The sequence below is a fragment of the Psychrosphaera sp. 1_MG-2023 genome, assembly GCF_030548245.1.
GTDB classification, from domain to species: Bacteria; Pseudomonadota; Gammaproteobacteria; order Enterobacterales; family Alteromonadaceae; genus Psychrosphaera; species Psychrosphaera algicola.
In genome coordinates this window covers 130249-143690 of sequence record NZ_JAUORW010000008.1, presented here as the reverse complement: position 1 = coordinate 143690, position 13442 = coordinate 130249, and the positions used below count along the sequence as shown (strand labels likewise).

The 13442-nt window shown below is 39.8% G+C and carries 15 protein-coding genes; 4 read left to right on the top strand and 11 right to left on the bottom strand.

Annotated elements, in window-relative coordinates; genetic code table 11:
- Nucleotides 1-117 precede the first annotated feature (117 nt).
- Nucleotides 118-807, top strand: a complete 690-nt coding sequence (locus Q4575_RS09670) for a hypothetical protein (RefSeq protein WP_303522640.1) — start codon at nt 118-120, stop codon at nt 805-807.
- A gap of 133 nt (nt 808-940) precedes the next feature.
- Here the strand turns inward: Q4575_RS09670 and Q4575_RS09665 are convergent, their stop codons facing one another.
- The 5 genes from Q4575_RS09665 to Q4575_RS09645 form a co-directional block, all read right to left on the bottom strand.
- A complete protein-coding gene (locus Q4575_RS09665) occupies nt 941-1183 on the bottom strand; it encodes an RNA-binding protein (RefSeq protein WP_215962560.1) in 243 nt (80 codons plus the stop codon).
- A gap of 150 nt (nt 1184-1333) precedes the next feature.
- Nucleotides 1334-2218, bottom strand: a complete 885-nt coding sequence (locus Q4575_RS09660) for a peptidylprolyl isomerase (protein ID WP_303522638.1) — start codon at nt 2216-2218, stop codon at nt 1334-1336.
- Nucleotides 2219-2363: 145 nt separating this feature from the next.
- Nucleotides 2364-2783 carry a hypothetical protein gene (locus tag Q4575_RS09655; protein WP_303522636.1) on the bottom strand — a complete coding sequence of 140 codons (420 nt, stop codon included), beginning with the start codon at nt 2781-2783 and terminating at the stop codon, nt 2364-2366.
- A gap of 53 nt (nt 2784-2836) precedes the next feature.
- Nucleotides 2837-3553, bottom strand: coding sequence for an ABC transporter substrate-binding protein (locus tag Q4575_RS09650; protein WP_303522634.1), 717 nt, complete (start codon nt 3551-3553; stop codon nt 2837-2839).
- Between the two features lie 71 nt (nt 3554-3624).
- The gene (locus Q4575_RS09645) at nt 3625-3957 is read right to left on the bottom strand and encodes a DUF2956 domain-containing protein (protein ID WP_215962556.1); all 333 of its coding nucleotides are present in this window, start codon (nt 3955-3957) and stop codon (nt 3625-3627) included.
- Nucleotides 3958-4033: 76 nt separating this feature from the next.
- On the opposite strand from Q4575_RS09645, the gene Q4575_RS09640 reads away from it, so the two are divergent.
- Entirely contained in the window at nt 4034-5092 is a 1059-nt protein-coding gene (locus Q4575_RS09640) for a mechanosensitive ion channel family protein (protein WP_303522632.1), read from the top strand.
- On the opposite strand, the gene Q4575_RS09635 is transcribed toward Q4575_RS09640, so the two are convergent.
- The 6 genes from Q4575_RS09635 to cyaY form a co-directional block, all read right to left on the bottom strand.
- Nucleotides 5089-6240, bottom strand: a complete 1152-nt coding sequence (locus Q4575_RS09635; protein WP_303522630.1) for a GGDEF domain-containing protein — start codon at nt 6238-6240, stop codon at nt 5089-5091. The two genes, Q4575_RS09640 and Q4575_RS09635, sit on opposite strands and share 4 nt — an antisense overlap.
- A 29-nt stretch (nt 6241-6269) precedes the next feature.
- Nucleotides 6270-7460, bottom strand: a complete 1191-nt coding sequence (locus tag Q4575_RS09630) for a heme biosynthesis HemY N-terminal domain-containing protein (RefSeq protein ID WP_303522628.1) — start codon at nt 7458-7460, stop codon at nt 6270-6272.
- A 9-nt stretch (nt 7461-7469) separates the two neighbouring features.
- A complete protein-coding gene (locus tag Q4575_RS09625; protein WP_303522627.1) occupies nt 7470-9713 on the bottom strand; it encodes a uroporphyrinogen-III C-methyltransferase in 2244 nt (747 codons plus the stop codon).
- 1 nt (nt 9714) lies between these two features.
- The gene (hemC, locus tag Q4575_RS09620) at nt 9715-10653 is read right to left on the bottom strand and encodes a hydroxymethylbilane synthase (protein ID WP_215962551.1); all 939 of its coding nucleotides are present in this window, start codon (nt 10651-10653) and stop codon (nt 9715-9717) included.
- A 158-nt stretch (nt 10654-10811) separates the two neighbouring features.
- On the bottom strand, nt 10812-11216 hold the full coding sequence (locus Q4575_RS09615) for a DUF2914 domain-containing protein (protein ID WP_215962550.1): 405 nt from the start codon (nt 11214-11216) through the stop codon (nt 10812-10814).
- A 305-nt stretch (nt 11217-11521) separates the two neighbouring features.
- Nucleotides 11522-11839 carry an iron donor protein CyaY gene (gene cyaY, locus Q4575_RS09610; RefSeq protein WP_215962549.1) on the bottom strand — a complete coding sequence of 106 codons (318 nt, stop codon included), beginning with the start codon at nt 11837-11839 and terminating at the stop codon, nt 11522-11524.
- Nucleotides 11840-11909: 70 nt separating this feature from the next.
- On the opposite strand from cyaY, the gene Q4575_RS09605 reads away from it, so the two are divergent.
- Together Q4575_RS09605 and lysA are read left to right on the top strand one after the other, a co-directional pair.
- Nucleotides 11910-12134, top strand: coding sequence for a lipoprotein (locus Q4575_RS09605; RefSeq protein ID WP_252736790.1), 225 nt, complete (start codon nt 11910-11912; stop codon nt 12132-12134).
- Between the two features lie 48 nt (nt 12135-12182).
- Nucleotides 12183-13433: a diaminopimelate decarboxylase gene (gene lysA / locus Q4575_RS09600; RefSeq protein ID WP_215962548.1), complete on the top strand. Its 1251-nt coding sequence runs from the start codon at nt 12183-12185 to the stop codon at nt 13431-13433.
- Nucleotides 13434-13442 lie beyond the last annotated feature (9 nt).

Below are 13442 nucleotides of genomic sequence, written 5' to 3'. Positions count from 1 at the left end.
TTGTTTTATATCTTATATTAGCTACCTGAATTTGCTATTGTCAGTGGTTAATGGCTTATCGAACTCAAGCTCTTAAGCAGAATATTTAAGAGGGAAAGTATATTAGGGAGGTATAAAATGCGGTTCATAATGAGTATTTTATTTTGCCTCTATTTGACTGGTTGTACGAGCACTAAAGTTCATTTTTACACCCGATATTTACCCACCACAGATGTCTCAAAAATAACCAAAGCATTAGAGGACGCCAACTTTACTGTCGTTAAAAATAGACATGCTTTTCCCGAGGACATAGAACAGTCTGCAGTGTTATATTCTTTATTTATTCAAGATGACAAAAGTGTCTCATTGTTGACTAAAACACTTACTGAGATTGGCTGGCCTATCCAACAAACGCAGGCACTTGTTGCAGGAAATCATTGGTATACCAAAAATAGCGTTGGTTTGTACTTATTGCCAGACGGCGTTAAAACGGCCAATAAAGTCGCGACTCAAGATTTAGCCGATGATTACCAAAGTCGTAACTGTAATGAGTCGGTGAAAATTAGTCTTAAAGGTGACAACCGTTATACGATGATGTTTGCTGAAAACAAAGAGAGTAAAACAGATCACCTAAATGGCTACTGGAAGGTAAGAAGTTACCCGTATCTAGAGCTCACTTCGCTGAATGAGCAATGGTGGTTCTATTTTGAAATTGAACAAAAAATTGAAGTTGATAAGGTCAGTAAAATCCAAATAGTAGAGTTAAAGCCAGTCGACCAATATCGATTTTTCCCAAATTGTAGTTTTGTCACTGGTGTTCGGCTTTGATACTAAGGGACGTTTCTGAATTACCCGCGATAGAAAAATTAAAACTGATAGCCACGTCAATAAATACAAGCGGCTAGCAGTTTTTTGGTGCCGTCTTTAGACAACAGCGAGGTGTTTAACTAAGCCTTAGTGTTTATTGATCTTCAGCTTTTTTTACTCGGATTACTTTGCCGTCTAGCTTTGTGCCGTTTAACTTAACTATGGCTAAAAGGGCTTTTTTGTCGTCATTAATTTCAACAAACCCAAATCCCTTGGATTTACCGGTGACTTTGTCCAATACCAATGTACAGTATTCTAATTCAGCAAACTGGGTGAAAGCTTCAGTAAGCTGCTCTTCGGTTGTTGAACGGGATAAATTTCTAGCAATTATTTTCATGTGATCTCATTTGTAATGAACTCAAATTACCGCGTAACTCAACACGGTAAATAAGGGTATGCTGGTCATGATAAGAGTGAATGAACGCGACCACAAGTAAATGTATCACTTCAATCAAATATAACCCCATAAAACCGTGCCAATTTGGCACTATTTTATAAGGTTATTCGCCGTAGGTGTCGCGTTAACACTTGGCTGGTAATAACAAACATCGATATTTCCATTCCCAGGGTACACATAAAACTCATGGGTCCGGTTTTTAGACGAGTCGATTCGTTGTTGAAATGCAGCCGATTCGACCATTTGTACTTTAACGGTATATTGCTTGTTTGTAGTTAATGTATCGCCAATGTGCGCACTGTTAATCATTCCTTTTGGTAGGTCGCTATCAATTATGCCCCCCTTGAGCTTATCTCCTCGGGGCAGTCGTTGTACAACGTCCATACCGAAAACAACTCGACCAAACACCGACATATTACGGTCGAGATGACGCGGAGCGTGCCCTATGACGATATAAAACTCAGAACTGGCACTATCAGCACCGTTGCCTCTTGCCATCGCCACTGTGCCGGAGCAGTGCAAAAACCACTGTTCATTAGTTGTAAGATCACGGCCAGCGGGAACTGAATTAATAAAGCCCGTTTGTGGAGCCAATAGATCGGGGCTTTGGATTAAGGTAAAGCTATCTGAGACTGGCTGGGTAAACTCGGCCTTTAATGGCAGTTTAAATTTAGAGGGTTTTCCTTTTACATTATTCCATTCGCCTTCACCTTCACCGGCTTGAGCAACAAAGCCTTCAATGACTCGGTAAAAAGGGAGGCCGTTGTACCATTGGCTGCTGACAAGTTGCTTAAACTGTTCAACATGTTTTGGTGATACCTGTGGCAATAGTTGAATGATCACTAAACCTTCGGTGGTTTCTAAATAGACTAAGTCTGACTGCGGAACTGAATATTCGTTTTCTTGGCTTATTGCCGCTGAGCAGAAAATAAAAAACAAAAGTCCAAATGTGGCTTTACAGGTTTTGGCCAACATACGTTCACTCCAGTGAGCAGATTGATTTTAAGCCGATACTGTGACCTTTTTTATACGCCAATTCAATACATCGATGTTGTTCTAGACTTTACCAATTGTGCATTTTGTAAATACTAGATGCCAACCTTAACGGATATACACTGGTCTAAAAAGCGCATCCTGCACTTAACCAAATTACATTTTTGGCGCCATCGGTGCTAAAAAAACCGTCGCCATCAGTATCCGGCATATGGCCCAAATCTAGTCCAACTCGGAAACCATCAGTTAAACTTTGTGGGTAGTAGTTAATATTTAGAGAATAAACCGATCGTATGGTAGCTGTATATGTCGCCCCGATTGACCAATTACTGTTAAGCAAATAATCATAGCCTGCGCTAGCGCCTATTAAACCAACCGCACCTCGCAAAAGATGCTGCTCTTTCTGTAGTGAGATTTGATAGCCAATTAAACCGGAATACTGTAATCCTGTTCCTAGGTTATGGTTTAGTTCACTTGCTTTGACAACGCAGCTACTAAAAACGGCAAAAAGAAAAATAAATCTGAGTTGCAAAATAGGTCGGTGCATTGTGTCTCTCTTTGGTGGCCTAAAGGGAGGCCAATACTGGTTTTTTGATCGAGTTATTCATTGGTTTGATATTTAGACAATAACGTTTTTTGCTCAGCGGCATTAACAATTTTTGCGAGTTTTCCATCTTTTGTCATTTCAATGATTTTTGCGTCAACAATTGGAACAAGATGTTTGTGGTCAAGATGGATGTAATGATACAAATCGAAAGTCGCTAACGGTTTTTTAATAGCGATTACGTTTTTTAAACCAAGTTCTTTAAGTGCCATTAAACCATCAATGGTATTGGTTAATGCAACGTCAACGCGGCCTGAATCAACCATGCGCATTATCTCAATGGTTGAGTTCATGTCTATCACCTGAGAGTGGCCCTCAGTAATTCTGTTTGTATGTTTTACTCCACGAACTTTTGCGACAAAGTATTTTTCTAGATGGTCTTTGTTCTCAATTACGATATCTTTGTCTTTATGCACAAAGGCTGTGGTCTCAAGGTAGTAATAAGGCGTTGGTACTCTTATTGTGGTTGGGTTTTCAATACCATAACTGAATATCCTCATTATTTCGCCATCACTAACGCCAGAAGTTGCTGAGAGCTGGGCACGTTGAGCCGGCAGCGGTGTAATGCTAATGACGATACCAAGCTCTGAATATATTTGGGGTAAAACAATGCGACCAACTTCTTGCTCGGTCAAAAAATTAATGGATGAAAAATGAAATCCTTCTGCAAAACTATTCCCAATAAATAACAACAAAACCGCAAATAATTTCATTGGGTCTCCGCAAGTTATAAAATACAAATGTCGATTTTTCAAAAATCGACTTTATTCAATGACTGATTGAACTAGATGATGTTTATAAATTGTAGGACATTTATAATTAGACTGACGGCTAATATTAGATTAATAATCAAATAATTGTGGTTTGGACGATTGGTGACCACATTGTCGTCATTAGGCTGAGGGTGTTCAGATTGTATTTTGGTTTCTAGTTTCTTTCGCTTTTTGTCTAAATCTCGTGATTTGGCTTTATGTCTCTTTTTGTACTCGGCGATGCCTTTTTCGATGCCTTTAGCAATCAACTTAGTTTGCTCTTTGGTTTGATTTGGTTTTTGTGTCGCTTTGGCAATTGTCATCGCTTCGTTTTCGGTTTGGGCTGAAATGGTGTTTTTTGTCATACAGATTTTGGTTTCTCATCAAATTTGGTTTAACCTACTGCCATTCAGTTGTAATTTCAAATTAAGGTTTTCTTTTATGGAATGGATGCGAGAACTACTTGATCCAAATAATTATTATTTCCAACAGTTTTTTGCCTTATTCACGTCCATTGTTTCGTTACTTATTCTGCGTACTTTTAAAGGACGATTAATTAATAGAAGTAAACAATCTCTCCTCAATGCCAGTGTTTATGCATTGTATTTACCCGCGAAGTTTTTCCTTATTTTGCTGTCGACCTGGCACTTAATTGATTTGTTCAACGTGCTCGGTGGTGATTATTTTGAGTTTGATAAATACCCAATTGTGCAATTACTCGCGGTCTTGCATTTAAGTTGGTATGGCTTCCGAGTCGTTAATACTATTGAAAGTGAAACATTAAACGAAACAGAACCGACAATGCTTGACGCAACGGCAGTAATTGGAATTGCGAAGATATTTCGTTTGCTCCTTGCGGTGATCTGCATGATTGTCGCGTTTGATCTGCTAGGTCTCGACCCTCGGGGTTTAATTGCAGTTGGTAGTGTCTCAGGCGCAGCCTTAGCTTTTGCATCAAAGGACTTGGTATCAAATTGGTTTGGTGGTGTGATGTTGTACTTAGACAAACCGTTTAAAGTGGGCGATTGGATCCGAAGCCCTGACCGCGAAATTGAAGGCACGGTCGAGTATATTGGCTGGCGGATCACTCGGATTAAAACATTTGATAGACGGCCTTTATATGTCCCAAATGCAATGTTTAATAACATTACAGTGCAAAATCCGTCGAGAATGACGCACCGTAGGATCAATGAAACAATAGGTGTTCGCTATGATGATGTCGAACAAGTGCATGATATTGTGGATGCAATTCGGAACTATATTAGCGGATCTGATTTAATTGCTCAGGACCAAGTGATCATTGTTAATTTTAATGGCTTTGGTACTTCGTCGCTTAATATTTTGGTTTACTGTATGACCAAAACGATTGACTGGGTTACGTTTCATCAACATAAAGAAACACTATTGCTAGATATTGCGGGCATTGTTGAAAGTCATGGGGCAGAGTTTGCATTCCCAACTCAAACAATAAAAATGGCAGTTGCAGAACCAGAAGCTTAACCAGCACATACTTGGTTTCTGCCATTTGCCTTCGCAGCGAGTAAAGCTTGATCGGCAAGTTTAATGGTTAAGTCGATATCCGGAATATCCCAAACTTCCGCGACACCAAAACTTGCCGTAACCCTAATTTGTCCCTTGTGAGTGTTAACGCGGATTGCGCGCACTAAATGCCGCAATTCTTCTGCAAAATCGAGGCCTTTCTTTAGGCCATGGTTGTGCAATAAAATCGTAAATTCTTCCCCGCCAAATCTGGCGGCAATACCCAATTCTCCGGTATGTCGAGTGATAAGGGTCGCAATCTCGACAATAACCAAATCACCAATATCATGACCATAATTATCATTAATGCGTTTAAAAAAGTCGATGTCGCACATGATGATAGAATGCGGTTCTTTGTCAAAATCCATATGGCAGTCTTTAACTTTATCGAAAAAGTACCTGCGGTTATAGATCCCCGTAAGCGGGTCGCGGATTGATAATTCATAGTGCTGATTAATCGTGTCTGACATAAGCAAAGATTGTAATCCGCCCATCATCATTAATACGGATAACACCTGTAGTAATAGCAATACGCTCATGTACTGGTAGTTGTTTGGAATATAAACATAGGCGATTGGAACCGTAACAAAACACATGATGGCAAAATAGACGGCAATTTTTAACGACTTCTCACCAAAAGTGGGTGGGCGTGTTTTATCGTGCCAAATAATGGTGAGCGATGTTGCCAAAATGTAGATAGAATTTAAAGCGTGATTTGTAGAACGTGCGAGCTGGCTGTCGTCTAAAAAAAGGTATAAGCCGACTTGAGACACTACAAAAATAGAGATGTGTGTTATTGCTTTGGGACATTGGTGGATATGATGATACTGACTAATTCGCCAACGTAACCCAAATTTTAAAGCATATAAATTGCCTAGAAAGAACAAATTAGCGATTAAAATTGATAAAAGTTCAGGAATAAATGGCCGGAATAAATAAAAACAAAAAGCAAAACAAGTAAGGAAAAAAAATAACGAGAAATAGCGAGTCACTATTTTAGCATTAGTCGATTCGGCAACAGGACTAAACATCATAAATGCAGCGGATATGATACTGCTGCATAAAATTACGATGATAAAAGTAAGTTGTCCTATTAATTCAGCTGTCAATCGCGTCTCCTGGAAACGTATTTAAAAAGTCACGTAATAGACTTAAAGACATCTACACTGTAGCGTAATTCACCTAACTCAGCTAGAACCATGGCGTATAAACGCTTGTCTACCAAGTTGTTATTGGAATAAACAACTTGTTCGAGGGCTTGTTTTGCCAGCTGAAAATCTTTTTGTCCGGCAGCTAGATAAGCATAAATAGTTAATAGTGTTTTATTATCCGGTTGCTTGGTGATGTGTTTCTGTATTTGCGAAAACAGCAGATCCATTGACACAAACGTCGTATTTTTGAATATATGTCGGAGCACTTCTAGCAACCAATCCTGTTGCTTCAATAAATCGTTTTCCAATAATATCGGTTCAATAAGTTGGCTCTGTTGTTGTTCTGACAACGCTAAGATGTAAGACGTTTGTAATGCTCTATCTGACCTAATCGCTTTGTGCCAACCGGTCCAAACCGTCTGAAGTTGATTAATGGAAAACGCAGAGATATAGCGCGTAAATGCTTTGTAGAACATGGTTTGATTAAGCTGCTGTAATTCATCAAAGGCGTTAACGTCACTGTGTTTTTTAGCCAGTTTATTTAGACGAGGTAAATGGCTAGCCACTTCATTCCAGTTAAAGTTTTGAGCATACACGCTTAAACATAATTGTTGAAAAGGCAGTGGTTGTTTGGCAATAGGCAATTTTAGGCTTTGCACTAGCAGATTCGCATCTTCATATTTGTGCGCTTTCATAAGTCCGGCTAAGGTCGCAAATGGGGTAGTTAATTTAGTATCTTTTGCTATGTCGTCGGTCAGCAGTAAAGTATCTGACTCATTTAATTGAGCACGGCATACGCCCGTAAGTTTATTTGCAGATTCCAATCGTTCGGTGCGTTTTACTTTGGCAAATTGATTAATTGCTTGCTGCCATTGGCCCAACGTCATGTAGTCAATTCCGGCTTGGAGGTAATTTGCCTGATTTTTATTTTGACGTGACTGCCACCACAAAGTAGGCAAAATCAATGTGGTATAAACCAGCTTTAATAGCCAAACCACCATCCATAACGCAACAACAAACATGACAATAGTAGCGCCAAATTCGACAATACTGCCTTCGATTGTGTAGTTGCCTATCGCAATTAACACGTAGCCTTGGTCGCCTTTAATATTCGGCGCAAATATTAGAAACAGTCCAATAATTAAAAGCGCTACGATTTGCTTAGTAAATTTCATCATAGCTATAACCTATTGCCCAGACATGCGCGATTGTTGGCGCGAGACATAATTCGTTAATTCAGACTGACTGCCCAATTTAGTTGGCAAGTTGAGTTCGATGTTGCGGTTTTGCAATTCGCTTAAGGTATTGATAGTTGCAACCACCTGTGGGTCGTTTAGGTCAAAATATTGCTGCATCCAAGATAGACTCCGTACAATACCATCGTTATATAGTGCGTTGTTTTGCAACAAAATATTTTGCTGTGCTATTAACAACTGGCGTGTAATATTTGCTCTAATAAACCATTGTTGCTGAGCCGGAATTTGCGGTTCTATGGCAAGTTCTCGATGCTTAATCGTGACAAAGTTTGTCATAAATCGATTAAAACTGGTTTTTAAGTTGGCCTGCCAATCTTGAATTTCATCAGACACAGCCGAGTCTGGTTCGATCGCCGTTGCTGTTGGGATATATATATGTGAGAACTTTAAGGTATTCACTTGGTCGAGAATACCAGACAGGCTTAAATATAAACTGTCTCGGTCTGGTTGTTTAGCGCCATGGAGTTTTGCAACATCTTCACTGATGCTTTGACGAAGTGGAAAAACACTTGGGTCATTCATTGCAGCCAGTCGATTATTGGCATTTGCTAGCAACATTAGGGCAGTGTCGACATCCTGATCGATAATGATTTTTCGCTCAGCTAGGTTAACTAAGTATAAGGCTTCAGAGGCTAACCATTCGTTCGGTTGGCTTTGGCCTAATTCTTTTACTCGATTGGTTAACGTTTTAACATTATTCGCAATCGATTTATCCTGACTTTGTTGGACTTTCAGTTGGCTATTAAGTTGACCACTTAATTGACTGATTTGCGATTTAAGGTTTTTGATTTCTGCGACATTATTATTAACCGCTTGTTGGTTTAACGTTTCGACCTGACTTTGCGTTTTAAGCCACATTTGGCCCTGCCACCAGACAAAACCAATGGCTCCGATTGCAACAAAACTGAGCAATAAGGCAAAAACCGCTGTTTTACTTAATCTTGAATTGGACTCTTTTGACGTATTGTGAGGTTTCGTCGTTTGTTTTGGCGTAGGCTCAGTTTGCGCCGTTTTATGTTCGGTTTTCGGGGTAGGTTTTGATTTGGTTTGGGTTTTAGACTCTGTTGCTTTAGGGGTTGTCGCTGTTTCAGGTGGTGTTGTCGCCGTTGCTTTCGCCGCTATTTTTTCTTTTTCTTTAGCGATAGCTTCGTTTTCGGCACGTACTTGTTGCTCGAGTTTCTTTAACGCCTCATTGCTTTTATTTTGAGCTTCATCAACGGATTTTTCCGACGTGTCTGGTTTTTTCAACGCGGCTTCTTGTTTCTGTTTGTCTTTATTCAAAGCAGGCGCTTCCTTACTAGAAGATTGCGTTGTTGAGGTTTTGTTATCTTTATTACTCATCGAAATTTCGCCTTGCCATTGGGTTAACAACTGAATAATCGACTGATTAGTCGTGTGTTCAGAGACTTTTACCTTGTTCTTATCAACACCTAACGCTATGACATGGTCACGGATACGGTGACTAATGACAATCCAATTTTTATTGGTAAGCGTTGATATCTGTGCCTTATCTACAGCTGACACAACGTTCTCGAAAATGCCATCGGCGATATCGATACTTGTTGCCAATATAAAGTCGGCAGTAAGCCAGTTTTTTATGTCATTTGTAGCGTGCTTGGTGACTTGACGTTCATATAAATCAACTTCAGTAACGACCCCTAGTTGACTTTCTATATGACGTTTAATCACGTCGCGGCCGCCTTTGCCTTTTAGTATGGCGGCGTTAATTTTTTTATCGTCGTTTAATTCGGGCAATAAAATTAACGATTCGCTATTCGACTCTTCCGGGCAGATGATCTGGTCATTAAGGTGACTAAATGCCGCAATCAGTTCATCTCGGCTCCCTGGCCCGACGGCAATTATTTTACCTTTGGGCATAAAAGCAATTTTGTTTTGTAGTAAATACGTCGCAAAATGTCTGACTGCGGTACGACTGACAAAAATCCAAATAAAATCTGGATAAGGGGTATTTTTTAATAACGCCGTCAAACTTACATCAAGTGTTTCTTTCGCAAATGGGGCTGTCGTTATAATTGGCGCAACTTGTGTTTCCACATTCACTTGTTCGCAGAGTGCTGAAAGCTCTTCAGCCATAGGCGACGGACGTGTATTGAGTAACCGTGTATTGAGTAACCGTGTATTGGGTAACGCAGCTGCGTCAGTTAATTTGCTCATTTTAAACCGTTTTATACACTTCTGTTAAAATTTTGTCAGCGCCTTTTTCCAACAGTTCATTGGCAAGAATTTCACCTAGTTTTTCTGCGTCAGCACAAGGACCAGAAATCTCACCTTCGATGATACTATCGCCATCTAAGCTGCCCACTAAACCTTTAAGTAATAGTTCGTTGTCGATGACTTCAGCATAAGCGCCAATCGGTACTTGGCAACCACCTTGCAACGCTCGGTTCATGGCGCGTTCTGCGGTCACACGAAATCGAGTTTCAGAGTGTTCTAGTACAGATAGCCATTGTTGTACTTGAGTGTCGTCCACTCGACACTCAATGCCAACGGCACCTTGACCATTGGCCGGTAGAATAAACTCAACAGGTAAATACTGCTTAATTCGTTCAATCATGCCTAAGCGAATGAGGCCTGCTGAGGCAAGAATGATGGCATCGTATTCGCCTTCATCTAACTTTCTTAGACGAGTATTCACATTGCCGCGTAAGTCTTTAATTTTAATATCTGGGCGCAGCGCTTTAATTTGGCACTGACGACGCAGACTCGATGTTCCGACAACGGCGCCGGTCGGCAAACTTTCAAAGTCAGTCACGGTATTTGAAACAAAGGCGTCACGTGGGTCTTCACGCTCACAAATGGTGTACAACATAAGACCATCTGGGAAGTCGACAGGGACATCTTTCATCGAATGTACCGCGATATCAGCTCGGTCTTCTAACATGGCCACTTCGAGTTCTTTAACAAATAGTGCTTTGCCACCTATTTTAGCCAACGGCGTATCCAAAATTTGATCGCCTTTTGTTGTCATCGGCACTAACTTAACCGTCAAATTTGGGTGGGCTTGTTCAAGTTTGTCTTTTACGTAATTTGCTTGCCACATAGCTAACGCGCTTTCTCGCGTAGCGATACGTAGAATAGGAGATACAGCTGTCATTAATTTAGAAACCATCGCTTAAAGTTATAGTCAGAGAATACCAGTTAAGACATTATTGCTAAAGACTAACTGGTATTCTTATTGTTTATGCCTGATATACATCAACTTTACGCTGAAAATAAAGACAATAAAATGTCGTTGTTCATTTTGTTGAAAACTTAAGGCTCAAATAAAAAAGTCTCAGTCGTTAATATGGTTCCGTCGGCCGCAACAACCATCACTTCCCAACTACCAGAGTGAAAATTAGCATCTAAGTTTTTACTTGAACGTGTACGCCAGCGATTAGAACCAATATTAAGCTTAACTTCGGCCTCCAATTTGCCATTTAAAAACCAGCGATGCGTGACGTTCGAATCTGCTTGATTCATGACTTCAGTAAAGAAAAATACTTTGTTTGTGCCAGAGGGCAAAGTTTGCTCGTTGTAATTATCAACGGGCTCGCGATCGGCAATGGCGGTTGTAATAATCGCGCGGTTAACCGATGGTGCGATTGTTTCACTAGATGCAGAAAAACTCGATAAAAATACAACAAGGCTAACTAAAGTGTGGATAAAAAATTTCATAAGGCTGACCCTTTAATCGATTTAGAATTAACATGCTGAATGTCTTTAGTGGCGTAAAAAATAATGTATTGAATATTACATTAAATCGCACAATTAATAGTGTAGTGAAATATTCCGTAAGCGATAAGTAGATTTTTGAATTTTATGCATATTTAACCATATGCGTGAAGAAAGGGTCGAAAACAGGTGGGGTTTAACAACAAAATATTTAGAAACAAATGTTGCAGGAATTTAAAGGTGCCAATAAAACCTGATATTGGCACTCGATATAACGTTTACTTCGTGACTATTTATTTTCCGTTAGCTTAAGGCGCAATCGAAATTGGCTCACCAGCTTGTTTTGTTGCTGCATCACTAATAAGCGCCCAAAGTTCAGACCCGCCTCGATTATCAATCCACAGACCATCTTTATATTCAAAGTGATGGCCATTAAATTTAGTGGCAACCCATAGTTGTTGCAGTGGTGCTTGTTTATTCACGATAATCTTTGTGCCGTTAGGGAATATGATTTCAACAATGCCGCCAGCGCTTTCGTAATCGAGATCAAAGTCGACTTCATCAACGGCGTCTTGTAATTTCATTAAAAAATCGTCAGCGAGTTGATGATATTCAGAGTCATTCATAGTAGATCCTACTTGCATTTGTTGTTGATAGTGAGATTATAGCGGCAACTATAATAGATACCGTAAAAACATGAAACGTCCGTTTAATTTTTACCGTAAAATTTTTGCATATTTTATAATGAAGATGTTGTTTACAACGACTTTACTCGTTGCTGTGTCTGGTTGTGGCCTTAAAGGGCCGTTATATTTACCTGACCAACCAGAAAAAGCTGAAGTAACACAAACAGAAAAACAAAAAGAAGAACAATCGTCAAAACAGTCTGAACCCACACAACAAAAAAAAGATAATAAATAGACTTTGGTGTAAACCACATATTTTGATAATTATTTTGGGAACATAACTTTGGATTACTTTAATTTTCGCGACGGTCAATTATTTGCCGAAGACGTCGCTAGTCAGCACCTCGTTGCTAATTTTGGCACACCTGCCTATGTTTATTCACGTGCGACAATTGAACGCCACTGGAAAGCATTTGATAACGCCATTCAAGATCATCCACACCTCATTTGTTATGCTGTAAAAGCAAACTCAAACTTAGCCGTACTTAATGTCATGGCACGATTGGGTTCTGGTTTTGACATTGTATCTGGTGGTGAACTCGCCCGTGTGATTGAAGCTGGTGGCAACCCGAACAAGGTTGTTTTCTCTGGTGTTGGTAAAACAGAAGCCGAAATCGAGTACGCCTTAGAAGCTGAAATTAAATGTTTTAATGTTGAGTCTGAACCTGAATTGCATCGTATTGCCAAAGTTGCAAAGGCACTAAATAAAGTGGCCCCGGTGTCAATTCGCGTTAACCCAAATGTCGACGCAGGGACTCACCCGTATATTTCAACTGGATTAAAAGAAAACAAGTTTGGCATTAGCGTAGAAAAAGCCTTATCGATATATCCTTGGGCAAATGACAACAAACATCTAGATGTTCAAGGCATCGATTGCCACATTGGTTCTCAACTTACTGAGATCGAACCATTTTTAGATGCTCTTGATATTTTATTAAAACTAATCGACCAACTAGCCGATCTTGGTGTTGATATTAAGCACTTAGATTTAGGGGGCGGTTTAGGCGTGACATACGACAATGAACAACCTCCGCAGCCAAGTGAATATATTTCAGCATTGATGGCGCGTTTAGAGAATCATAAGCACTTAACTATTTTGTTTGAGCCAGGTCGTGCGATTATGGCCAACGCTGGAATTTTATTGACTAAAGTAGAATTTTTGAAAGAAAACGAAGGCAAACACTTTTGTATTGTAGATGCTGCGATGAACGATCTTATTCGACCAGCATTGTATTCTGCGTGGCAGAAAATCGAACCTATTGCGCAATTAGACCGTCCAGTAAATAATTACGATATTGTTGGCCCTATTTGTGAAACAGGTGACTTTTTGGGGAAAAATCGTGATTTAGCGGTTGCAGAAGGTGATTACCTTGTTATTCGTTCTTCTGGTGCCTACGGTTTTACCATGAGTTCAAATTATAACTCTCGAGTTAGAGCGATTGAGCTAATGGTTGATGGTGATCAAACACATGTTATTCGACAACGAGAAACATTGAGTTCATTGTGGGCTGGTGAATCAGTCTTAGATAAGTAATTTGGAATA

Coding starts and splice junctions, on each gene's coding strand:
- Q4575_RS09670 (WP_303522640.1), top strand. CDS start 118: ATGCGGTTCATAATGAGTATTTTATTTTGCCTCTATTTGACTGGTTGT.
- Q4575_RS09665 (WP_215962560.1), bottom strand. CDS start 1,183: ATGAAAATAATTGCTAGAAATTTATCCCGTTCAACAACCGAAGAGCAG.
- Q4575_RS09660 (WP_303522638.1), bottom strand. CDS start 2,218: ATGTTGGCCAAAACCTGTAAAGCCACATTTGGACTTTTGTTTTTTATT.
- Q4575_RS09655 (WP_303522636.1), bottom strand. CDS start 2,783: ATGCACCGACCTATTTTGCAACTCAGATTTATTTTTCTTTTTGCCGTT.
- Q4575_RS09650 (WP_303522634.1), bottom strand. CDS start 3,553: ATGAAATTATTTGCGGTTTTGTTGTTATTTATTGGGAATAGTTTTGCA.
- Q4575_RS09645 (WP_215962556.1), bottom strand. CDS start 3,957: ATGACAAAAAACACCATTTCAGCCCAAACCGAAAACGAAGCGATGACA.
- Q4575_RS09640 (WP_303522632.1), top strand. CDS start 4,034: ATGGAATGGATGCGAGAACTACTTGATCCAAATAATTATTATTTCCAA.
- Q4575_RS09630 (WP_303522628.1), bottom strand. CDS start 7,460: ATGATGAAATTTACTAAGCAAATCGTAGCGCTTTTAATTATTGGACTG.
- Q4575_RS09625 (WP_303522627.1), bottom strand. CDS start 9,713: ATGAGCAAATTAACTGACGCAGCTGCGTTACCCAATACACGGTTACTC.
- hemC (WP_215962551.1), bottom strand. CDS start 10,653: ATGACAGCTGTATCTCCTATTCTACGTATCGCTACGCGAGAAAGCGCG.
- Q4575_RS09615 (WP_215962550.1), bottom strand. CDS start 11,216: ATGAAATTTTTTATCCACACTTTAGTTAGCCTTGTTGTATTTTTATCG.
- cyaY (WP_215962549.1), bottom strand. CDS start 11,839: ATGAATGACTCTGAATATCATCAACTCGCTGACGATTTTTTAATGAAA.
- Q4575_RS09605 (WP_252736790.1), top strand. CDS start 11,910: ATGAAACGTCCGTTTAATTTTTACCGTAAAATTTTTGCATATTTTATA.